The organism is Abyssisolibacter sp. ZYX002, assembly GCF_056892235.1.
In genome coordinates, this window is the sequence record NZ_JARMXH010000011.1 from 1 (window position 1) to 26,188 (window position 26,188).

Here is a 26,188-nt window from a genome sequence, read left to right on the forward strand (position 1 = left end):
ATATTTATATATATAACACATGATTTAATGCAGTAACCAATAATGCTAATTATACGTTTCTACAGAAACTTAGACTAATTAACATAATTATTGCTGGATACATCATTTCTTTTGCTTTTCTTAATTTAATATCATCTATAAATCGCAATATGTCAAGCCTTTCAGCTGATTTCCTACATTTTCCTTCCATGTAATATATATATCGTTGAAATGACATCTACTGTAGTGGTATATTTAATCATAGTACACTTTTAATACTTTTCCACTATGTTTAGATACTGCGTTACTTTGCTTATGTTCTTTTATTTATGGCAAAAATTTTTGAGCAACAAACTACCCCTATGAGTTTTGAGTTAACTTATCCATCAATTACTATAAGGGGCTATGTTTTAACAGTATAGTAATGCTTTATAAACAGTGGTTTCTAACACTACAACGGAGGGATGTCTTTATGAAAAAATTTTTAACTATTTTTGCTATTTTAGCTCTTGTTATCTCAAGCTTTACAGTATCTTTTGCTACTGATGGTACTGTTGATATTGACTGGACAAGTGGAGAACAGCCAAATTTGGATACTTCACAATTTAATTTAAACTCAGAAGTATTTGAAAAAAGCAATTTAAAATTAAGTGATGAGGAAAACGTTAGACTTATTGTTGAATTGACGGAAAAACCTGTTATCACTCATGCTACAGAAGCTCATAAAAAAGTAAATGAACTTCCTAAAAGAACTCTCAAATCAATTACTCAAAAGATAATTACTCAGCAAAGAGTTATAAAAAATCTTTTGGCTAGTAAGAACTACAACATAAAATATCACAAGGATTTTAAAAATGTTTTTAATGGCTTTAGTTGTACAACAAAAGCAAAGGAAGTTAAAAACCTAAAAAAAATTCCTGGTATAAAAAACGTGTACGTAGCTATGGAATATACTCGTCCGATACCTAAAATGCATGAAAGTGTTACTACTGTTGGAGCTAGAACACTATGGTCAAAATTAGGCTATACTGGGGAAGGTAAGGTTGTTGCTATTATAGATACTGGTATAGATCCTTCGCATCATGATATGGCTTTATCTAATCCTAATAATGAAAAAATTAATCAACAAACTGTTAATAACTTAGATTTACCTGGTACATGGAGATCTGATAAAGTCCCTTACGGTTATAATTATTATGATAAAAACCAAGAAATACTTGATTTAGGTAAAGATGCTAGCAGACATGGTATGCATGTGGCTGGTATTGTTGGTGCTAATGGTAATGAATCTAATGGTGGAATTAAGGGCGTTGCTCCAGAGTCTCAATTACTTGCTATGAAAGTATTTGGTAACACTGGCAGCGGCACAACTAGTAGCGATGTTTATATAAAAGCAATAGATGATTCTATTTTATTAGGAGCCGATGTAATAAATATGAGTCTTGGCTCACCTGCTGGTTATGTTTCAACTGACTTTCCAGCTCAATTAGCAATAAAAAAAGCTGTTGATAATGGTATAGTAGTAGCTGTTTCTGGTGGAAATTCTCATAGATTCGGTAATGGTTTTAAGCTACCTACTACTGACAATCCAGATACTGGTCTTGTTGGAGCACCTGGTACTACTCTTGAATCATTCCAAATATCTTCTGTCAATAACACCACTTATCTTTATGAAAACAATTTTAGTTTTGCTCCATTAAACAACAACGTATTAGGTTATAGTGCAGATAATTGGAAAGAATTATTAACTAGTTCAGATAGTTTGGAACTAACCTCAATAGGTGGAACAAAACTTGGTAAACTTACTGATTATGATGGCATAGATGTCACTGGTAAAGTAGTCTTGGTTAAGAGAGGCGAACACCCTTTTAGGGATAAAACTCTATGGGCTAAAGAAAAAGGTGCAAAAGCTATAATAGTTTATGATCATGGACAATCTACCTTTTATAAAAACCAAGGCAATTGGGACATACCATTTGCGTTAATATCTAAAGAAGATGGTGAGGCTCTTGAATCATTATTAGAAAATGGCTCTGTTAATTTTAGTGCCTCATTAGAAAAAAAATATATAAATCCTATATCTGGTTTATTGTCACCATTTAGTTCTTTTGGTCTTGCTCCAAATTTAGTGTTTAAACCTGAAATATCAGCTCCAGGCGGTATGATTCTTTCTACTGACCAAAACAATGGATATCAGTTAATGAGTGGGACTTCTATGTCTTCTCCATGTGTTGCAGGAGGTAGTGCATTGATATTACAATATATTGATGACAAGTTTCCAAATCTAACTGGAGAATCTAAAGTACTAATGGTTAAAAATCTTATGATGAGTACAGCAAATCCGATATTGGAGAATGTAGGAAATGGTGTTAATGAATTTACTTCTCCTAGAGGACAAGGTGCTGGTGTAATGGATTTGGTTAAAGCAACTTCTGCTAAAGCTATAGTAGTTGATAGTCGTACTAATCAATCTAAAGTTGCACTAAAAGAAATAAGCAACTCAACTGATTTTGTAGTTACTGTTAAAAACCTTACTTCTGAAAATCTTAATTATACAGTCGAAGGTTCTGTAGCTACAGACTTAGCAGAAAACGGCAATATACTAGCTAAACCTCAACCTATAGTTAATTCAAGCGGAAAAACTCCTATTAAGTTTTCTTCTACCAACATCACTGTACCTGCAAATAGTTCTACTGATGTAAAAGTTACTCTTGATTTGAATGGTGCAAAAGGACTGATAAATAATAAATCTCTTAGTCAAATATTTAAAAATGGATGTTTTGTTGAAGGATTTATTACTTTTAGGGAGAATTCAGATGTAAATACTAAATCTGATTTATTGATTCCATATTGTGGATTCTACGGTAGTTGGGATTCTGCTCCTATATTAGATGGAACTAAATATGACAAGAGTTCTTTTTATGGTAATTCAGGTTTTATAGATGGTGCTAGCCAACAATATCTTGGACAAAACTTTGATAAAACTTTTGATGCTAATAAAATAGCATTTTCTCCTAACGGAAACAATACATGTGATACTATTGTTCCTGTATTATCATTCTATAGAAATGCTAGAAAGATTGATATAGATATCTTAGATGCTAAAAATAATAAAATACTTGATCTTGTTGATGATGAGTATTTGAGTAAAAGCTTTGGAGACGGTAAAGAAGAAAATACTATATATTATAATCCAGATTGGAAATGGGATGGTAAGGTCAATGACTCTGTATTACCTGATGGTCAATACTATATGCGTATAAATACAATTATTGATTATCCTAATTCTAGATGGAACTCTAACATTTACCCTGTATATATTGATACAACTAAACCTACAATAACTGATCTAAAATACAATGAAAAAACTTCTATCTTGTCAGCCTCTGCTATAGACAAGGGAAGTTCTGTTCATTCATATGTATTAGTAGAAAACGGTAAAAAAATTGCAACTTCAGGTGATGGTAAATTTGATATGAGCAAACTTGGTACTGGTAATCATAAGTTATTTTTGGCAGTATTAGACTACGCACAAAATATAGCATCTACACGTTACTTCACTATACCTGTTCAATAATATCATGTTTTTTATATAATACTTTCTAAAATAAAATATTGAGAATGACCATTAATTTTCTTGTAAAATTAATGGTCATTTTTTACTTCATGAGACTTCTAATAAACTCATCAAAAACTTTCTCTATATTATATTCCTCTATAAATTTCTCTATATCTTTATTACTTTTTTCTTCTATAACACAACCTTGAATAGTCAATATATACTTAGCTTTTTCATCTTCTTTCGTATAAATTAAGTTATCCATTAAGTCACTTTCATCTCTTATTAACTTATATAATGTGTTATCATTGATATTTATGGTATCTTTATTGTTACCATATGTGTTTATTTCTTCAGATAGTTGCATTTCCAATGAGCTATCTTTTAAATACATATGCATATTAACATATATCCTTGGTTCATCATCACAACCATATGTTAGATATAAGCCTACTACATCATTGATAATATTATCACGTCTATATACCTTATCCATCTGATATTCTTCAGGTTTTGGACTGTTATAATACACACTCCTACTGGCATTTACCCCACAATCACTGAGTGCTTTGTATTCTATCACTTGAGGGATAAATGTAAATTTATCATCAAAGTGTGTATTAATATCATTTAGCGTTCCATTTGTGTTTAATTTAGCTATATAAAATGGTCTATCGTTATTATTTATGAATTTATATTCTCCAAATTTTAGTTTTTCTAGTTCTATATCTATTTCTCTATCATTGTCAAACTGAGTTTGAGTCTTAACTATTTTACTTTTATCCTTTTGACTGAATTGCTTTAGAAATTCACATATATTATAAGATATAGTCTTCATCCAATCGCTATCTACTTGATCTAGTGTATCTTTAGTTTTATGTATTATATCAAAATTAAACCCAGTACTTATAAGAATCGAATCTCCAAATGATATATGGTCACTTATACCATAGTTGCTTATATACTTTGATTTAATATTATTATGGTCCAAAACATCTACCATCTCTCTACACATCTGTTCTACTTCTTTTGTGCCTATATAATCTATTATTATCTCATCTGTGCCTTTCTCCCCCACACAATCTAAATTTATATCAATCACATTGCTATATTTTTCGCTTAAAGCTTTTGATATTTTATAGCTCCCTTTTAGATTAGTCTCTTCTCCATTTACAGCACAAAATATCAAATCTCTACTCGGGATTTTCCCATTTTTGTAATACTCACTTAATTTACTAGCAATATCTAGCATCACTGCCACTCCTGAACAATTGTCTAAAGCCCCTCTATATATCGAATCTCCGATACTTCCTGCATGATCCAAATGGGCTGTTATGATTATAGCTTTACCTCTATCCTTACCTGGCAAAATTCCCACTACATTATTAACTGTTTCCTTATTTTGTTTATAGACCATAGACATCTTCAAATGTTGTCCTACACACTTTTTTAGTGATTCATATGTACCTTTATTTATGCTGAATACATTTTTATTTCCAATTTTCATAGTACTGGGAGCTGCTCTTTGTAAATCCTCTTTTAGAACTAACACTCCTTTGACATGCTCATTATCTAAATACTCATTTGCGTTATTTGAAGTCAATATTATACAATCAACACCTTCATCATTTTTATATATTGGCAACATTATATTTTCATTTTTTATTTTTGCTTCTACGAAATTTTTTCCATATATAAACTTCTTTCCATTTTCTAGCTCTAAACATACTTTACTTTCATCTATTGTGACTGTTTTTTGTTCATATGGAACATAGTGTCTCTCATCAAAAGTATCTAATCCAAACTCTTTAAATTTATCTGCAATATATTCTTCTGCTAATTTGTTTCCCTTTGTTCCAACAAGTCTGCCATCACATTTATTTGATGCTAAATACTCTAATGCATCTTCTATGACAATATCTTTATTACCACGATAAGTCTCCAAGCTACACGCCATTAAACAAAATATACTGAGTACTATAAAAAATATTAGCTTATTTACTCGCTTCATTATATTTTCTCCTTTATAAAGAGGCTGCCTTAAATGACAGCCTACCTAGTTAATGTTTTATTGAATGTTTAGTTTTTGTTTGAGTATAGTGTTTCACACCTCCTTATCTTATTAATTTAAAAATATATCACATATATAATATTTTGTAAATACTTTCAATTTTACAAATTTTCGTCATTTTATATAGCATCATTAACCAATTTTATCAAACAAAAAAGCCATGCTTATACAGCATGACTCAGACTGTAGACAAAAGCCCAATTTCTGCGTTGTTGTTAAAATTTCCGTTGCTCACTTACCTCTAAGTAAGCTCTGCTACTCAATTTTAACACGCCTTGAAATTGAACTCTTACTACAGTCTGCTATTTAGATGACTTTGTCATCAACCTAAGCCATGCGTATACAGCATGACTTAGGTTGATTTTCTTAGAATTTATTTAATTATAACTGGACTTCATTATTACCCTTATCTATAAAAAATTTCTTTGTAGTACAGTTAAAATGCTTTTCTAATAAATTACTCAATAAATCCATAGCTTCTAACACATTTTCTTTATTAACAGATATGAAGCCATCTATTGGGAAAAATATATTTTTACTTTCTTCTGTTATTCTTCCTCTATTACTCTGTCTCCAAATCCACCTACGCGTTCTTATTCTTTTACTATCAGCGTATACAAGCTCTCCTGGTTCTACATTTTCTATTTTTTCACTACCTAAAGGTACAAATGCATCACCTTCATGTGAGAATCTTACTGCTATCTCATCCTCTAATGCATCTATATCATGAGCACCCATAGGTAATACATATTTTAATGATATAGCATTTACTAAATCAACTATTGGATTAATTGATGGTAAATCATTACCTTTAGCAACTCTTTTAGACATTGCCTCTATTGAACTCATATATTTATTAGGGTTTATCCCCAATTCTTTAAATGTGTCTCTATAAGGAACTATATATTCAAATTCCTTTATATTTAATCCTTCTAGTCTATCTCTAAGAACCTGCATTTCTTTATTTAACATTTCTTTTATATCAGTGTTTTTTACTTTATTATCAATACCATATCCAACTACTGCACCGAAACATAAATCTGGTATTTTATCAAACAATTCTTCGCTTACTTTGAATTTCAAGTTCCCACCTCCTGTTAATAATTTATATTATAATAGACTTTAATTACAATCTAAAATAAATATCTCACTAATCACTCTAAACATTCACAATATTCTGTTTTTAACTAATCTATTACTTTATAGTACCAAATTCAACTGTAAACGTCAACTTTAAATTATTAATCAATATTATACAATATCCTCTGCTTCTTTTCTATATTTATATCTTTTGCTAACAGAAAAATAACATATCAATATTATATAACTGACTATTGCTAATAGTATTATTGTAGCTCCTGAAGGAATGTTCATTGTATATGATATATATAGACCTAAATAGCACAGTATCATAGATACTATTATTGAACTTATTATCCTCTTGAATAAACTTTTGGTATAAAGCCTAGATATTATTGATGGTATGGTTAGTAATGCAATAATAAGTGTTATACCTACTATTTTAATAAGTAACACCACTGCTACAGCAATCATTATTATGAATACTATCTCTAGTAGCGTGACATTATATCCTAATATTTTAAGATGTTCTTCGTCAAATAGATACGCTTGCCATGTATAATACATAGTAAATATAATTAATACGATAATACTACTTAGTATTGTTAGAATTTTTATATAATTATTTGATACTGCTAGTATATTGCCAAAAAAATATGAAGTCATATCTGGAGGATATCCTGGAGTTATACTAATAAACAATATTCCCAACGCCATACCTGCTGCCCAAAGCATGTTAATCAATGTATCTACTTTTGTATTAGACACTTTTTTTATCATGGTTATTATCAATGTAGATACAACAGTGAAAACTAATCCAACTATTATCGGCTCTTTTTTTATAAGATACCCTAGCCCTATTCCTCCGAACGATGTATGTGCTATTCCTCCTGCTATATTAGCCATATGTTTTTCAACTATTATAGTTCCTACTATACCACATATAATACTAACAAAAAACGCAGATAATACAGCATTTCGCATAAATTGATATTTAAGTATAGCTTCAATCATATATATTCCTCCTAACAACTTCTTACTTTATATGCACTTATGTTTTTCTACTCCTATTTTCCTTATATGTAGTATGTAATCACAATAATTTACTATGTCTTTCGTATTATGAGTTACCAAAATTATTGTTTTATCATTTAAGTTCTTTAGTATTTTAAGTATCTCTTTTGTGCTATCTTCATCAATATTTGCTGTTGGCTCGTCTAATAATAATACATCACTACCAGCTATTAATGCTCTGGCTATAAGAACCTTTTGTATTTGACCTCCTGATAATTCCCCTATTTGTCGCTCTAATAAACTTTGTAAACATAGAACCTTAGAATAATATTCCAGAGCTTTTATATCTTCTTTGTTATATCTTGAAAAAGGAAAATTCTTCTTAAGTCTACCTTGCAATATAACACTTTTAACATCAATAGGAAAACTACTATCAAACGCTCTGAATTGAGGTACATATGCTATGTTATAGTTTCTTGCTATTATAACTTTGCCTGTTTTAGGCTTCTTGAGCCCTAATATCAATTTTAGTAAGGTGGATTTACCCGAACCATTGTCACCTGTTATACTTATGAACTCTCCTTTTTTAACTGAAATTGTTACATTTTTTAATGCACATATCTTTCCATAATTTGCTGTAACATTTTCAAATTGTATAATATCCATATTAATCATTCCTTTTTAGTACTAAAAAAATAAGCTATCATCCAATAGCTTATTTTAAATTCTGTTCAAATTCACCATATTTTAAACATTCTAGTACAATTTAAGTCTTAATTATATAAACAAATCACTATCACCTTTTGAGATTCTATCATAGTATTTATCTAGTGTGTTGATTAACCCCGTTTTTGTATAGAATGGATTGTTTTTAATTTCGTCCATTTCTTTTAGTATCAATGCTTCTCCTAGTTTTTGAGTTTCTGGTGATGCAAAATCATCTAAGTATTCTTTGTATGTCAATACTGCATTTAGTTTACAGAACTTGCCCTCTGAACATTCTTTTAGCATATCCATTATCTTATCTCCTGTTCTTCCACAACGATATCCCGCTGTACAGAAAGATGTAATGGTTCCATCCTCAGCAAGCTTGTGTATTACCTCTTCTAAGCTTCTGGTATCTCCTAACATAAATTGTTGTTTTTCTTTATCCTGCTGGCTTGTTTTTTCACTATATGAACCAATCCCTATCTTTGTGGATGCGTCCATCTGAGTACAGCCTACTTTTACTATATCATCTCTAAGCTCTGCTCTTTCTCTAGCAGTAATAATCAATCCTGTGTATGGTACTGATAACCTTAAGATAGTAACTAGCTTTTTAAAGTCTTCATCTGATACTCTGTATTTTGGATTTGTACTTATTGATGAACCCGATGCTGCTGTTAATCTAGGGAATGATATAGTATGAGGTCCTATGCCAAATTGTCTCTCTAAATCTCTAGCATGAGCCAATAATCCCATTACTTCAAATCTCCAATCGTTTAGTCCAAAAAGTGCTCCTATAGCAAAGTCATCAATTCCTGCTTCCATAGCTCTATGGAGTGCGTACAATCTCCACCTATAGTTTGATTTTGGTCCTGACGGATGTAAATCTCTGTATAACTTTCTGTCATATGTCTCTTGGAATACTTGAAATGTTCCTATACCTGCTTCTTTAAGTCTTTTTAAGTCAGCTATACTTAATGGTGCTGCATTTACATTTACTCTTCTTATACTGCTAGGTCTACCTGTTTTAGGTGATATTCTCTGTACACTATATATGTTCTTTATTGTCTCTGTTATATAATCTATATCCGAAGAAGGATGCTCTCCATAAACTACTATTAATCTCTTATGTCCTTCATCTATTAGTGCTTCTGTCTCTTTTCTTACCTCTTCCATACTCAATATTTTTCTTTTTTCTTGGCCATTTTCAACTCTGAAGCCACAATATTTACAGCTATTAACACATAGATTACTACAGTATAATGGTGCGAAAAACACTACTCTATTATCGTAAACATCCTTTTTTATTTTATTACCTGCTTCATATAACTCTTGCCACAAATCTTCGTCTTTAAGATTTATCAATGCTGCTGTTTCATCTAGTGACAGTGTCTTTATGCTAAGTGCTTTATCCATTATATTTCTTATGTAGCCTTTGTCTGGATTTGCATTGTTCTTTATTTTAGTTATAATCTCCTGTTCATCTATGAAGTCTTTCCCATCGACTAAATATCTATCAATCTCATCCTGCTTTATTACTTGATCAGCCCAACTCTTTGCGCTCATAACTGCCATAGTTATTCCTCCCTAATCTTTGATATTTTTTTAACTTACACTGCATTAAAAAAACTTCCCTGCCCTAGGAAAGTTTATATAATCACATTTTATATACCAACTATTAGAAAATACTACTGGTATTATAAATTATATAACAATTCCTACTAAGGTCAGATTTATCTTTCCTTTAAGGGCTTATAATTTTGAATACAAACTAAAAAAATCGTAATTCTTAGAGTTTGATTACCTACTCTCATTAAATAATATAATGAGTGTTTTGTCAAGTATATTGTTTAATTATTAACATAAATTTTGAATTAATTTATCGTGTTATTAATTATGTTTGAAATAATCTCTGTTTGTTTAAATATAAAGAAGTGCCCTCCTTCAAATTCAAAAAAATTAATTTCTTCTCCTGCGTATGATTTCCATTCTAGTATTTCTTCTTTAGACACCTCTGTATCTTCTAAAGCATACAAAACTGTCATATCGCTATTAATTTTTTCGCCTTCTCTCTTACACTTATATTCTTCTATTATCTTATAATCAGCTCTTATTACAGGTAAGAAAAAATCTATTAATTGAGGTTCTTTAAAAAATTGTTCATCAAGCCCTCCAACATCAGATAACTCTGCTAGAAATTCTTTCTGTGACATTTTATGAAACACTTTACCATCTGGTCTTTTTAGGTGTGGCGCTCTTCTAGCAGATATAAATACATGATCAGGCTCTCTTAGATTAAGCTCTCTCATCTTGCATATAAGTTCATACGTTAGTAAACCTCCCATACTATGTCCAAATATTGCATACGGCTGATTTATTTCATTTTTTATTATGCTTATAATATCTTCTACTGCTTGATATACATCAGTATAAAACGGTTCATTTTTTCTAGAACCTCTACCCGCTAGTTCAACGAAATGTATTTCTATTTCATTATCTATGTATTTTTTTAATACACTATACGAAATTGCATTTGCGCCTGCGTATGGCAAAAAAAATAATTTCACTTTACTCATCCCTTCTAGTTTAAATATCTGTCTATGTTCTTATCTAAGAAATCACATATTTCATCTATTAATTTTCTATATTCTTCTTCTACTCTAGCTGCCGTTATACGTATCCAAAACAATTCATTTGGATTTTGTATCTTGTTATTATTAAAAAATATTTCTGGTAGTATAGCTATCTCTTTTTCTATTATTATGTCTCTTGCTAAGTCTAGCTGTTTTTTGCTAGGTATGTTTTTAAGTTTTATGCAAAAATTAAATCCACCTCTTAATTCTGTTACAGAATGGAGATGCTTTTTTAATTTATTTTTAGTGTATAAATAGTTATTATATGTAATGTTATAATTGTTATCTATCTCTTTATAAAAATTATCTATTTCTTTAACTTCAAATACTGAATCTAATATAGGTTTTGTATAATTTCTATATAATCCTTTTGGAGTATTAAGTTTTGAGATATTTTTATACATCTTATTTACTATCTTCATACCACTTACTCTTGATTGTTCATCGTGTATTATATAATTGATTCTTGCTAGTAAGTCTGCTATAAATGGTATTACATATGTCAATGGAGGTATGCAATAATATATTTCATTTAAATATGTTATGTAATCAATTATTTCTTTATTTGCAAATATATAACCCAATCTTGCTCCAGGTAAGTTACGTGTTTTTGATATGCTATTTATGAATATTGTGTTTTGTACATAGTCTTCTTCTAATATTACTTTGTTCATATTTAAAAATTGATAACAGCTTGCAAATTCTTCTAATTGACATTTATCTAGTAGCAACAATATATCTTTTTGTTTTACTATTCTAACTATCTCTCTTAACTCTTCTTCACTATAACACTCTCCTGATGGATTCATAGGAAGTGTCAAAACTATTAGTTTTGGATTATACTTTTCTATATACATTATTAACTCTGTGGTTGTTGGAGCTATCCTGTCATGCAGCGTGGATGTAACTGTTATTCCCTCAATTTTATACTTCGTCATACACTCATAAAATAAATAATAATTAAGTCCTACTAACATTATTTTTTCATTTATATATTTATTAGCGAAATATTCAAAGAAAAATGTTATAGCTGGAGTAGCACCTGTTGTAACACATAAATTTTCTACTAAATTTTTATTTCCTTTGAACTTATTTGCTAGAGTGTTTTCATAGAATTTTAATGTTCCAGTCAACATTGGGTGACCTGCATTTGCAGTATACCTTTTGATAAAATCATGATTTTTTAACTCTTTTATAAAATGATCTGTATAGAATTTAGGTGGGTCTAATTCACTTACACCTATTGATATATTTGTATTATTAGCGATTATAACACTTCCATCTACTCCTATCATTTCATATTCATCTCTTTTTCTCTTGTTAACATACTCGAATAAATCCATGTTTCCCCCCTTATCTTGTGCAAAACCTTTCTATAAAGCGGTATTCTAATTTGATGATTTCATCTATTAACTCTATGGATTCATTTACTGCATTTATTTTATATTTATTAGTGTACATAAATTTTGCTATGTTTTTTCTTATTTTACTCCACATCAATACAACATCATTTGTTAACCTAGTCAATTCTTCGCTTTGTAGTAATCTTTCAGCTTTATATTTTACTACTTCTTTTGCGTTTATGATATTATTCATACTTGCAACTAACTCTTGTACATTTTCACTTAATTTTTTTTCATCTTGCATTATTATTTTAAAATCTTTTGCAAAATTTCCTAAATCATTTAATCCTTTAGCCCATATATCTTTAGACTTCAAAAAATTGCCTACATATACATTATACTTGTCAATATTTTTACACGTAGCTCCTTTGTCAAACATATAAAGTGAAGGTTGTTCATTCTTATGAAAATTATTTATATATCCTTCATAGCAAGCTTCTAGTTCTTTGAATGAAATACTCTTTTTCTGATATCCTAGACTATCTTTATGCATATGCTCTATTATATCAAATGTTTTATTTTTTAAATTATATCCAAATACTAACAGAGTATGAGCCCAATGCTGTTTATTATACATCTGTTCTCTTATGCTTTCGTAAAAGCAATCTATCCAAATAATAGCAGGCCTTTCTTTGTTTATTTGATTTATTAATTCACCTACAATATCTTCGCTGTAAATCATGCTAATGCACTCTATAGCTAAATCTTCATAAAGTGTCTCCTCTTCTTCTATTTGATTGTATTTTATATCTATATTAATACTATTTTCTGTTTGCGCTAGGTTATAAGTCATTATGTCATTAATCATAAATCTCATTACATCCCCACCGAAGTGTTTTATTACTGGAAATAATGAATTATAATAACAGTTTTTATAAAACAGATCATTATAAGGTTCTATATTTTTTATAAATCTTTTATGTTCTTGTTTACTACTCACATTATCTATGTAATTTGCTAGCTTTCTTATTGTATTATGCTCATAGATATTATCCTCTATCTCACTCTCCATATCTATGTCAAAGCTGTTCTCAATTTCACTTATTAACCTAATCACTAATAATGAATTTCCTCCTAACTCAAAAAAATCTGAATCTAAATCAATCTTTTTATATCCTAATATATCTCCCCATATATTGCCTATAATTTGCTGAGTGTTTGTCAAATTTTTTCCAATTAATATTACTTTTTCATTTTCTTTAATATGGCTATCTTTAGCCCAGTAACTCCTTCTCTCAAAAGGATACGTAGGTAAGCTAATTTTACTGCAATTTGAGTCTTTATATAGTTTTATCCATTCAATATCTGCTCCATTAACGTACAGCTTACATATGTCTAATAGCTTTTCTACTGCTTTACCGCTATCAATATTATTGATTTCTTTTTGTGCTGTAGCATCAAGTTCTTTTTTCTTTTCCCTAGATAATGTATTGTTTTGGGCTGATGATACGGAACCTATTTTATGATTGCCATATAGCACTTCTGGTGAAAGCAAATCCTCTAATCTTTTAATACTACCTATTTTCATTCTTAAATCTTTTGGGCTATCACATAAAATTGCAAGTCTCTGTGAAAAATGTGCTCGTCCAACTGTTGATGTAAAGCAAACATCCTCTATATTCACGTCTGAATTTTCTTCTAAGTACTCTTCATATTTTTCTATATACTTTAAAAGAGCATGTTTCGATTTTGCTGAAACTGTAAATATAAATTTACTATTTTTCTCTTCGTTAATAATTTCTTTTGTATACTCCTGCAATACTAAATGTCCATTGGTTCTGCTAAATCCAAAAGAGTTAATCCCTGCTATTCTTACTCCTTCATTTACATCCCACTCTTTTAACTTATCGTTTATATATACTGGGGAGTCTTGTAACTGTGCTAGTGGATTTGGTTTTTCGATATTTATTAAACCAGTGAGTTGCTTGTGTTTTAATGACATTACTGTCTTTTGCACCGAAGCCATAGCACCAACACTTAAACAATGTCCTATATTTGGTCTAGGTGAGCCTATAGAACAAAACTGTCTTTCACCTGTAAATTTTTTAAAAGCCTTATTTAATGACTTTATCTCTAAACTATCGCCTAATTCTGTTCCTATAGCGTTAACCTCTATATGTGATATATTAGTTGGATTTATATTGGCTTTTTCCCATGCTTTCAGCATCACTTCTACCTGCGACTGAGCACTAGGAGCAGATATGCCCGTCGATACTCCACTGTTATTTATTGCACTTCCTTTTATTATTGCTTGGATATTGTCTCTATCTTTTATTGCTTTAGATAATGGTTTTAACACTACGAATCCAAGTCCTTCTCCCCATATTGTTCCATTTGAACGCTTATCAAATATTCTTAGTTTTCCCCCTCCTACTTCCTTTGGTGCCTCCATACTCTCTATTTTAGACTGCATCTTTCCTATAAGGTTGATTCCTCCTGCTATTGCCATGCTACAATCACCAAAACTAAGAGCTTGACAAGCTAAATGTATTGCCACTAAGCTAGATGAGCATGCTGTGTCTATGGATATACATGGCCCTTTTAAATCGAGATGATAATTTAGTCTACTGGATAATATACTTGTCATTATCCCTATCATTTCTGTTGCATCCTTGTCACTTCTGCCATAATCTATCCCATAAGTAGTATCTATACCGAGGTATACTCCAATCGAGTTCTTTGTGTTACTTGATACATTGCCTGAATCTTCTAGCGCTTCCCAAGCTTTCTCTAGAAACATTCTCTGAGTAGGGTGCATTGACTCTGCTTCTTTAGGTGATATATTAAAAAACTGTGCATCAAACATATCAATTTTGTCTATATAGCCACCTATTGTGATATTCTTATCAATTCCCATAATTTTTTTTCTTCTTTTAGGAAATTCCCTTATTGCATGCACTTCATTTTTTAGTAATCTCCAATACTCTGGTATGTTATCTGCAAGAGGATATTTACATGACATTCCTATAATAGCTATATCGTCATTTAATGATGTTTTTTTATTGATCTCTTTTAATATAAGTAAAGATATTTTTTTGTCCATATTCCCTTTTTTGACTTGCTCTAATATATATCTATTTATATTCTCTTTATTTGTCATATCAAACATCCCCTTATTATGTTCTTAGTCATTTAAAGCTTCTAGTATATTATCTATTGAGATATCACCAGATTCTAGATCATCTAACATGTTTTCTAACGAATCCTCTTTTCCTTCTTCATCATTTTTGTACTCAGCTACTAGTGTATCGTTTATATATTTAGCCATCTGCTCTATTGTAGAATATGTGAATATATCAGAGATATCTATTATTTCTGGATATACTTCTTCTATTTTTTTTAGTAACTGTATCGCCATTAGGGAATCTCCTCCTAATGCATAGAATCCTTCATATACATCTATATCTTCCATCCCTAATACTTCACACCATATACCCTTTATACAGTTTTCTGTATCGCTATAATCCTCGATATACTCTCCTTTTATTTTAGCTTTGACATTCTGTGTATGTGATTTCTTTTCCTCAGGTTTATTTATCTTCTTCCTAATAAGTAGCTTTTCTATCTCTTTAGAGAGCTTAAACTGCAGAAAATTACGTTTATCTATAAATTTCATATAATTTAGCTCTCCTGGCATTACTTTTTCTAAACTGGAATTTAATATTTCTTCGAAAGCGCTCAATGCTTTTGCAGTATTGTTTCCATTAATAAATGAGTAAGATTCCGTCACTCCATAGTCCACTGCCATTCCTGTCTCTTTCCAGCTTGGCCAGTTAATAGCTATGGAATTCCCTCTATATGAAGCAAATGAATCCATATATGCGTTCGATGCTGCATAGTCGCTCTGTCCTAAATCTCCAAATACTGAAATCATTGATGAGAACATTATAAAGAAATCAAGTTCATCTTGTTTTGTTAAGTCATCTAGTATCCATGTTCCATACATTTTAGGAGCAATAACACTATCAAATTTTCTCTTATCCTTTGTAATTATCAAACCATCTCCTGCTTTTCCCGCGCAATGAATTACGCCTTTTAGTTTGCCATGTTCTTTTCTTAGGTTGTCTAATGCTTCTTCCATATCTGATAGGCTACATACATCCGCACTCACACAATGTACTTTTGCTCCTTTACTTTCCATTTCTTTTATGCTTTCTATTGCTCTTATTAGTTTTTTTTCTTTTCCATCAATTAATATCTCATCCCATTTACCTCTTTTAGGTACTGATGATCTACTTATTAATGCTATATTTGATGCGTTATTTTTAGCAAGATATTTACCCATTTCCAGTCCTAATCCACCAGTTCCACCTGTTACTACATAAACTCCATCAGAACTAATCTCTATGTTCTGTCTATTTTCTTTGATATCTACTTTACCAAATTCCTGCACATATCTTTTATTCTTTCTATAGGCTATTTTATATTGTGTGTATGACTGTATTTCTTTTACTATATTTTCTTTATTGCTACTTTTATCTATATCAATACATCTACATTTAAGATTATCATACTCCCAGTTTATTACTTTTCCAAGTGCTAAATAAGCTTCTCCATGAGGTTTGATTATATTCTCTAATCCTGTTACTTTATTGGCATTATCCGCTACTAGAACAAGTTCTATATTGTCACTATACTTATTTTTTAAGATAGCCCTTGTACTATAAAATAAACTAGATAGACTATACTCTTGTAATCTCTTTAAGTCCTCTAAAGATTTTGGATTACCTTCATCTGTTATGAATAGATGTACAACTCTTTCTATTTTTTTATCTTTTATATCTTTAAATAACTGTATATAGTCAATTTCTGTATTAGCTATAGTATATTCAAAATCGTTTATTTTTCTATATGATTGTCCAAAATTAACTTCTATTATTTTATTATTTGTCTTTCTTAATTCCTCTGTTATACACTCTGAATCTTGTGATGAATTATTGAATACCAGTGTAACTTTATTTTCTATTTCTCTATCTTTAGATACAGATTCTTCTTTCCAGATTAAATTAAAGTATTTATTCTTTAGTATCCCTTGCTCTTTGAATTGTGTTTGTGTTTTGTTCACTCTCTTTATATTGTAATCCTCTACGCTTGCTATAATTTCACCATTCATATCTACTAAATCAATATCAAATGATATTGTCTCTTTTTTATCTGGTGTTTTATCGTTTATTCTGATATAGCTATAAATTTTGCCATCTATAGATTTATATAGTTTAAAGCTTTTGTAGAAATATGGCAAATACGTTCCTGTTCCGATTTTTTGGCTTACTATATTCATTGCATTGTCTAGTATACCTACATGTAGCCTAAAGGTATTATAATCATCTTTTATATCGTCTGCTAACTCGAAAGCGTATATTATCTCTTTTTTGCCAATTCCCATTCTTTTTTCGTTTTCCCATCTATGCCCTAAGTCTATACCTATGCTTTTCTGACCCAAATCAATTTTGCTATTATCTTTATCCTTTTCATCACTAAATTTGTTTATAATCGTATTTATATCTAGCTTTCTTTCCTTTTGCTCTTCTATTTCGTAAACTTTACATTCACAATGTTTTATCCAAATTTCTTCAAATTCATCATTTAATTTGCTAGCAAATTTAATTTCTAGATAATCATTTTTCTTGTTTACTATTATTTGCATGTCTCTTTCTTCATCAGGTTCTAATATTAATGGTGTATAGAAAATTATATCTCTTATATCCAATTCTTCACTATAGTAATTTTTGCATACCTGAGCTACCATTTCTATATATGTGGTACCTGGTAGTACATGATTATCGAAAATCTTATGTTCGCCTAAAACCCACTGTCTATCTTTACCATACCTAACTACGTATATATCTTGATCAATTGACCTTACCAAGCATCTATCTAAATATGGATGGTCATATTCTTTTTCGTGTGATGTACTTTTAACTTCTATTTCTTTTTTTGGTTCTACCTCATACCAATATCTAGTTTTCTCAAACGGATAATATGGTATATTTATTTTACTCAATTGCTCTTCATTGAACAGTTCATCCCATTTTGCACTCGCACCTTTTACGTATAAACTGCATACTTCTTTTGCTAAAGCATCTGTAGTGTTTTCTCTAAGTCTTTTTATTAATTTATTTATTTCTTTAGTCATATTTCTTTTTTGAGTTTCTGTAATTTCTCCATCATTTTTGTTGGGTTTATTTTTTGATACTATTTTATTTGACCCATAATATATTCCTTTTGCATCAATAGTTTTTATTTCACTCATTAGTTTACGTATTTTTGTCTTTAGTTCGTCTACATTTCTAGCTATTAATGCTATTCTATGAGCATAATGACTTCTTCCTATGCATGTTGTGTAACTAAAATTTTCTAAACTTACGCTATTTTTTTCTAAATACTCATTGTATTCTTTTAATAGATTTTTTAATGAATCCGTAGTTTTTGCTGATATCGTTATTATTTTTATACTATCATCTTTTTTCAAATCTTTATTTATGATTTCAGGAGCTTCCTGTAATATTACATGTGAGTTTGTTCCACTAAATCCAAATGCACTGACACCTGCTGTTCTAGGTATATCACTCTTCCATTCTATTTTTTTATCAGTTACATATACTGGTGAATTTGAAAAATTAATGAATCTGTTTGGTTCTTCAAAGTTTATTGTTGCTGGTATTACTTTATTCTTGATCATCAAAATAACTTTTATAAATGATGCTAGTCCTGATGCAGCTACTAAATGCCCTATACTTGATTTTACTGATCCTATTGCACAAAATTGTTTTTTATCTGTTAAAGTATTAAATGCTTGGGTTATAGCTTTTATTTCTATTGGATCACCTAGCTTTGTTCCTGTTCCATGTGCTTCCATATAACTTAACGTATTTGGATCTATTTTTGATTTTTGCCACGCTGATGTTAAAAGCCTTTTTTGCATATCAGCATCTGGTGCGGTTATACCATTTGATGCTCCATCATTGTTTATTACTGATCCTTTTATCACTGCATGTATAGGGTCACCATCTTCTATAGCTTTGGTTAGTTTTTTTAATACTACTGCTCCTACTCCTTCTCCCCAAACTGTACCTGCTGCGTTTTGATCAAATGTCCTAACCTCATCTGTTTTTGACTCTACCGACTCTAGTTCTTTTAATTCATCTTTAAATGTCAATGGAACATAATTTAGATTACTTAAACCACCAGCTAAAGCCATATCACATTCACCGTTAAGTATAGCTTGACAGCCTTGATGTATAGACACTAATCCTGAGGAACACGCTGTATCTATGACAATTGCTGGCCCTTTAAGATTTAATATATATGATACTCTGCTAGCTAGTATACCTGGCCATGTTCCTGTAACAACCATTGGATCATTTGCTGCTAACCTTTTATACTGTAATTCTGCCACATGATCCATACCTACATAAACTGCTGTGTTACTTCCTTCTAACAAATCTTTGCAATAGCCTGCATCCTCAAAAGCCTCATATGCTACTTCCAAAAAAATACGCTGAAAAGGATCCATTGCATTTGCCTCTCTAGGAGGTATCCTAAAAAATTTGGCGTCAAATTTATCTATCTCTGTTAAATACCCTCTTTTATGATACTCCACTTTTATTTCTTCATTTTGATTTATGTATCCAGATTCTTTAAGACGCTTATAATGAAACCTCATCAGATAGTTTTCTACGTCTTTTTTTCTTTCGTTAGGCAAACTTCTTATACTATTTTTACCTTTAAGTATGTTTTGCCAATATTCTTTGAGATTACTAGATTCTGCGAACTTACCAGACATCCCTATTACTGCTATATCTATATTTTGATCATCATTTGAATCTTTTTTTAATTCTAAAAGCATTTTCTTTGCATCATCTTTAGTCAGCTTATGATTTGCAACCTGTGAAAAAATATATTTTTCTATACTCTCCATTTTTACACCTCAAATCGTTTATTTTTTGAAAACTTCATCTGCCTGACTAACTGTGATATCTCCATTAGCCAGCTTACTCAGTAATTCGTCTAAATCATCACTCTTTTCTTTAGTAGTGTTGCTTTTATTTAACTCTTTATTTATATACTCTGCCATATCAAAAACTGTTGGATAATTAAATACATCTGTTACATCTAAAACTTCTGGATATTGACTATCTATTTTTTTATATAACTCGATAGCTAATATAGAATCTCCCCCCATACTAGAGAAAGTATCATATATGTTTACTTCTTCTGCCATTAATACTTCTGCCCATATTTTAGATAGTCTCTTTTCTATAGGGCTATAAGCTTCATTAATTTCTTCTTTTATACTTACTTTTTTATTCATTCTTACTTGTTTTTTTTCAATGTTAGATGTTTCTATTGAGTCATCAATTAATAACGGTAGCTTTGATGATACATTTTTGTTGAAATCACCCACTACAATTCTATTTGTACCACTACCAAATGCCCATTCTAATATCTCTAGCCCTTCATTTACATCTATCGGACTGAATACATCATCTTTTTTTATCGCACCATTATCATATGCCATCCCTACGGAATTAAAAGCTGGCCAATTTATAGATACCGTCTTTAGCCCTTGGTTATTTCGATAGTAGCTGTAACCATCCATAAATGCATTTGCCATGCTATAATCGCCTTGTCCCTTACCTCCTATTAGCGCGTTTATTGATGAGAACATCACCATAAAATCTGGATTATCTTCTCTAGTCAAAACATCTAGATTAATAGTTCCATCCACCTTTGGAGCTAAGACTTTTTTATACTCATCTATGTCTTTTCTAAATATGAAACCGTTACCTGCCACTCCTGCACAGTGAATTATCCCGTTTATTTTGCTAAATCTTTTTCTTATGTCTTTAATTACGTTTTCCAATATGTTTTTATTGCTTATGTCTACACTATACGTTTTTACTTTACTAGAATTCTTCTCAATATGCATTATTGATTTTATTACCCTAGACACCTTGGTATCTTTATCACTATCTAATACATCTTCCCACTTGTTCCTATCTGGTATTTCTGTTCTTGCTAATAACGCTATATTTATCCGCTCTTTTGAAGATATATACTTTGCTACTTCGAGCCCAAGACCACCTGTTCCACCAGTTATCAAATATACACCATCTTTTTTTAGTTTATATTCTAGCTTGAAGTCAGTATCACTATATTCTTTAATTGCTTCTTTATAATACACTTCATTTCTGAGACCAACTATTGGGTCTAATAGGTCATTTTTTATACAATCTATAAGAATATTTGTATTAACATCGTCCACATCTATGAAGTTACATTTTAAATCTGGATTTTCCATTATCGCTACTTTAATTAAACCCACTATCGCTGTATTATAAGGGTTTATATTCTCATCTTTTTTTATTTGAAATGCATTTTTACTAATATAAAGTATGCTGATTTTCTTAGATAATTTGTTACAGGTTATTTCTTTAATCAGTTTATAGACACTATCTAATGTCAACTGAGTTTTACTGTCTCTAGGATCAAAATAACCATCATTAATATAGATTAACTTTTCTATATTCTTTTTTTCAAGCTTCTCTACTAATCTTTGATAGTTTTTTATATTATGATTCATTGAAATCTTATTCTCTTCTTCTACATATTTAGGACCAAAATTAATACTCATTACTTCGAACCCAAATTCTCTCAACTCTTTAGCATATGTTTCATCACCAATCACAGCTAGGTTTTTATAATTTTTTACTTTCTTAATGCTTACATCTACAGGTTTAAAGCAAATATATTTTAATATAGCCTTGTAATAATTTGTGTTAATTTTATTGACTTTTTTTATTGAGTAATCAATTGCTTCTACACATATATTTAAAGATGCATCTAAAAGTTTAATATCAAAAGTTGCTATTTGATTATCCTTGTTTTTAATTTTTACTACGCTATATATTTCTTTAGGTAATGGTCTATAAAGTCTTATCTCTTTGTAGTTAAAAGGTAAATAGTTACCTGCTATATCTATGATATCTATAGCTGTGTTTAAGCTCCTATCCATCATTGCTGGATGATAAAAATGTTCTTTAAAATCATCTGCATATTCATCACTAACTTTAAATTTAGCTACATATCCTTCATTTATTTTGTATAATTTCTTTGATATTCCTTTCCATCTACCTTTAGTAATTACTAACTTATCTTTTTTATCTACTGATATTTCCTCTTCTAGCTGGGGTATTGATGCTTTTTCTTCTTGTAAATCAACTATTCTTGCTTCTCCTTCAACATGTATATCCCAAATTCCATTATCTTCACTAGCTATAGTAAATCTGTAGCCCTCTTCGCCTTCTTTCAATATTAACTGTAATTGTTTACATTCATCTTTAAACAATGCAAATTGTTTAATGAATACTACATCTCTAAACACTATTCCTTTTGTATCGTGAGCTTGCTTAATCGCTTTAACTACCATTTCAATATAAGCAGTTCCTGGCATTACATACTTGTCTCCTACTTTGTGATCCCCTATAACCCAATCATCTTTAGGACTATAATTATATGTATAGATTGTTTGGCCTAATGTTCGAGTTATTTTTGTATCTTTTGGTAACGTTTTTTGCACAATTCTTTCTACCCAACATCTATTTTTTTTGAATGTATATAAAGGCAATGTCACTTTTCTATTATCAGTACAGCCAATGAAGTCGACTTTCGCACCTCTTACATATAACATGCATAATTTTTTCAATGAATCTTCAGTACGTATTTTAATACTACTTGCCTCTACATCTAATTTCTCTTTTTCTTCACTGCTTATTTCGTAATCATTTAATCTTTTCTTTTTGTGATACGCTATTTTGTGGTAAGCGTAAAACACATTATCAGCTTTGTTATCTTTTATAAAATTACTCAAACTATTTAGCATCTCATCTTTATCTCTTGTGATTATTGCTAATCTATGTTCATGATGTACTCTACCTATGTTACTCGTATAACATACATCATGTATGTTTATCTGTCTTACTTTTAAATCATCTATATAACTTTTTGCTAATTTTTTAAGTGTATCTTCATCTTTAGCCGACAATGTAAATACACTTATTTCATTTTGGTTTGTCTTTATACCATGCATATCTTGAGTGTATTCTTCTAGCACTACATGACAATTTGTACCACTTAACCCAAAGGAACTAACCCCTCCAATTAATGGAGTTTCTTTTTTCTCCCACTTGTTTAACTTATCATTTACATACACTGGTGAATCTATGAAGTCTATTTTTTTATTTGGTTCGTTAAAGTTTATCGTAGGAGCTAATTGTTTATTTTTAAGCATTAATATCAATTTTATAATTCCTGGCATGCCTGCTGCATTATCCAAGTGACCTAGATTTGTCTTGCAAGAACCTATTGCACATATGCCTTTTTTTTGTGTATATTTATTAAATGCCATTTCAATACCATTTATCTCTATAGGATCTCCTAGCTTTGTTCCTGTTCCATGTGTCTCTATATAAGAAACGGTCTCTGGCTTTATCCTTGCACTTTTCCATGCTTTAATTATCACATCTGATTGTGCTTTTGCACTTGGGGCTGTTAATCCTATGCTTTTTCCATCTTGATTAACTGCGCTACCTTTTATTACAGCATGAATATTGTCTTTATCTCTAATCGCTGCCTCTAGTGATTTTAGCAATAATACTCCTACGCCTTCTCCAGAGGCAAATCCATCTGCACCTTCATCAAAAGCTCTAGTTTCATCTCTTTGTGATCTGATTCCAACTTTATCATCAAATCCCCTTTGTATAGGCATTAGATTTATTTTTATGCCACCTGCAATAGCCATGTCACAATCTCCGTTTTTTATCGCTTTTGATGCTAAGTGTATTGCTACTAATGCTGAAGAACAAGCAGTATCTATTACCATACTAGGGCCTTTCAAATTAAGTATATATGCAATCCTTCCCGCTAACACCGATCTTACATTTCCAGGTAGTGATAGATTCTCATATGCTTTGTTATTTACTGCTTGTACATACCTATAATAATCTAGTCTTAGATCATTACTATGCCCTACATAAATACCTGTGTTACTTCCTTTTATATTTTCTCCTCCATACCCAGCTTCTTCTAGAGTACTCCATACTGCTTCTAAAAATATTCTCTGAGTTGGGTCTATCAATTTTGCCTCTCTATAGGAAATATTAAAGAATTCATAATCAAATTTATCTATCTCATCTAAATATGCAGCCTTAACTATTTTTTCTTTTACTAATGGTTCATATGAAACTCCATATGCATCCTTCATTCTACTTTCTGGATAGCTTCTTATACAATTCCTCCCATTTTTAAGAATTTGCCAGTATTCTTTACAGTTTTCTGCTGTTGCGAATTTACATGTCATGCCTATTATTGCTATATCATCTACTTTATTTTTTGTAACTTTTGATTCTATATTTTTAAGGTCGTTTATGTTAAAAAACTCGCCCTTCATCATCTCCCTCCTTTCATCTTTTGAGCAATAATTCTATCCAACATATCGGTTGTCTTTATTTAGTATATCTTTAGTATTCGTTTCCTCAAATATCTGCTTAAATCTCTGCTCTTGCTCTGATTTTGGAGTTTTTTTAGTTATAAATATCTGTTTCAATAAGTCTAGTGACTTACTCATCTGTTCTATGGAAGGCTCGATTCCTTCTTTTTCTACCTTATCTCTAATTGTTTCTATTTCTTTATATGGCAATATAACTCCGTTCTTATACTCTTCATTGTCATAGTTGTAGTTTTTAGTACATACTGCTATGGCTAAACACCTTGTTATAACTGATGGTGCTTCTCTAGTTTCTTTTAACATTTCTTCTTTTAATAATTGCATATCCATTTGAACATCTGTTGAATATGTTTTTATGTCAAATTTATTCTTTTTCATTAAGTTTTTTAGTACTGTTTTTGGCCCTATTTCTAAAGCCACATTTATACTATTGTCATCTAGGTATTTCACTGAATCTGACCAGTGTACTGGTTCTTCTAACTGTTTTGTCAAATTTGTTATAATATCTTTATATGTCTCATATGGTTTAGCTGTAACATTGGATATAACAGGATATTTCAGCTCGCTGTATTTATATTTCATTAATTCATTCTTTAATTTACTAGCTGCCGGTTTCATTAACGGGCTGTGGAATGCTGCACTCACTTTTAAAGGTATTACTACTGCATTTAATTTCTTAAGTTTTTCACATGCTTTTTCTACTGCATTACTATGGCCTGAAATTACAATCTGATTGGGTGCATTATAGTTTGATATCACTAAACATTCTTGATCTGTTGAAAATTCACTACATATATCTTCAATAATGCTACTATCTAGCCCCCCTATAGCAGCCATCTTACCAACGCCTTCTGCACTAGCTTCTTGCATAAACTGCCCTCTTTTATAAACTATCTTTACTGCATCTATAAATGAAAGTGCACCACTACATACTAGTGCTGTATATTCTCCTAAGCTATGCCCTGCTAAAATAGTAGGCTTTATATCATATAATTCTTTTATTATGTTGTAAGCTGAGTAGCTTACAGTTAATATAGCTGCTTGAGTATTTTGAGTTTTTGTCAATTCTTCTATATCACCTTCAAAACATAACTTTGCCAAATCCATACCAAGTGCTTCGTTGGCTTGTTTGAATATATCTTTAACTTTATCATACTTATCGTATAGATCCTTTCCCATTCCAACATATTGTGAAGCTTGTCCTGGAAATAGTAATGCAATTTTATTCATCCTAAT

The 26,188-nt window shown here is 30.4% G+C and carries 12 protein-coding genes; 1 reads left to right on the forward strand and 11 read right to left on the reverse strand.

All coding sequences use genetic code 11. The features are described from left to right. The first annotated feature begins 451 nt into the window (after window positions 1-451). Window positions 452-3,556: a S8 family serine peptidase gene (locus P3X86_RS19265; RefSeq protein WP_483294367.1), complete on the forward strand. Its 3,105-nt coding sequence runs from the start codon at window positions 452-454 to the stop codon at window positions 3,554-3,556. 82 nt (window positions 3,557-3,638) lie between these two features. On the opposite strand, the gene P3X86_RS19270 is transcribed toward P3X86_RS19265, so the two are convergent. The 11 genes from P3X86_RS19270 to fabD all read right to left on the reverse strand — a co-directional run bounded on the left by P3X86_RS19270 (window position 3,639) and on the right by fabD (window position 26,182). After that, window positions 3,639-5,549 carry a M28 family metallopeptidase gene (locus P3X86_RS19270; RefSeq protein ID WP_483294368.1) on the reverse strand — a complete coding sequence of 637 codons (1,911 nt, stop codon included), beginning with the start codon at window positions 5,547-5,549 and terminating at the stop codon, window positions 3,639-3,641. Between the two features lie 441 nt (window positions 5,550-5,990). Further along, entirely contained in the window at window positions 5,991-6,692 is a 702-nt protein-coding gene (locus P3X86_RS19275; protein ID WP_483294369.1) for a B3/B4 domain-containing protein, read from the reverse strand. 168 nt (window positions 6,693-6,860) lie between these two features. Continuing rightward, the gene (locus P3X86_RS19280; RefSeq protein WP_483294370.1) at window positions 6,861-7,703 is read right to left on the reverse strand and encodes a metal ABC transporter permease; all 843 of its coding nucleotides are present in this window, start codon (window positions 7,701-7,703) and stop codon (window positions 6,861-6,863) included. Window positions 7,704-7,730: 27 nt separating this feature from the next. After that, window positions 7,731-8,369: a metal ABC transporter ATP-binding protein gene (locus tag P3X86_RS19285; RefSeq protein WP_483294371.1), complete on the reverse strand. Its 639-nt coding sequence runs from the start codon at window positions 8,367-8,369 to the stop codon at window positions 7,731-7,733. 111 nt (window positions 8,370-8,480) lie between these two features. After that, window positions 8,481-9,983, reverse strand: coding sequence for a [FeFe] hydrogenase H-cluster radical SAM maturase HydG (hydG, locus tag P3X86_RS19290; RefSeq protein ID WP_483294372.1), 1,503 nt, complete (start codon window positions 9,981-9,983; stop codon window positions 8,481-8,483). A gap of 299 nt (window positions 9,984-10,282) precedes the next feature. Next, window positions 10,283-10,975: a thioesterase II family protein gene (locus tag P3X86_RS19295; protein ID WP_483294373.1), complete on the reverse strand. Its 693-nt coding sequence runs from the start codon at window positions 10,973-10,975 to the stop codon at window positions 10,283-10,285. Window positions 10,976-10,989: 14 nt separating this feature from the next. Then, window positions 10,990-12,384, reverse strand: a complete 1,395-nt coding sequence (locus tag P3X86_RS19300; protein ID WP_483294374.1) for a pyridoxal phosphate-dependent aminotransferase — start codon at window positions 12,382-12,384, stop codon at window positions 10,990-10,992. Window positions 12,385-12,394: 10 nt separating this feature from the next. Next, window positions 12,395-15,544, reverse strand: a complete 3,150-nt coding sequence (locus tag P3X86_RS19305) for a beta-ketoacyl synthase N-terminal-like domain-containing protein (RefSeq protein ID WP_483294375.1) — start codon at window positions 15,542-15,544, stop codon at window positions 12,395-12,397. Window positions 15,545-15,568: 24 nt separating this feature from the next. Next, window positions 15,569-20,365, reverse strand: coding sequence for an SDR family NAD(P)-dependent oxidoreductase (locus tag P3X86_RS19310; protein ID WP_483294376.1), 4,797 nt, complete (start codon window positions 20,363-20,365; stop codon window positions 15,569-15,571). Window positions 20,366-20,383: 18 nt separating this feature from the next. Then, window positions 20,384-24,895 carry an SDR family NAD(P)-dependent oxidoreductase gene (locus tag P3X86_RS19315; protein ID WP_483294377.1) on the reverse strand — a complete coding sequence of 1,504 codons (4,512 nt, stop codon included), beginning with the start codon at window positions 24,893-24,895 and terminating at the stop codon, window positions 20,384-20,386. Between the two features lie 33 nt (window positions 24,896-24,928). After that, complete coding sequence (fabD, locus tag P3X86_RS19320) at window positions 24,929-26,182, reverse strand: ACP S-malonyltransferase (RefSeq protein ID WP_483294378.1); 1,254 nt, start codon at window positions 26,180-26,182, stop codon at window positions 24,929-24,931. Window positions 26,183-26,188: the final 6 nt, after the last annotated feature.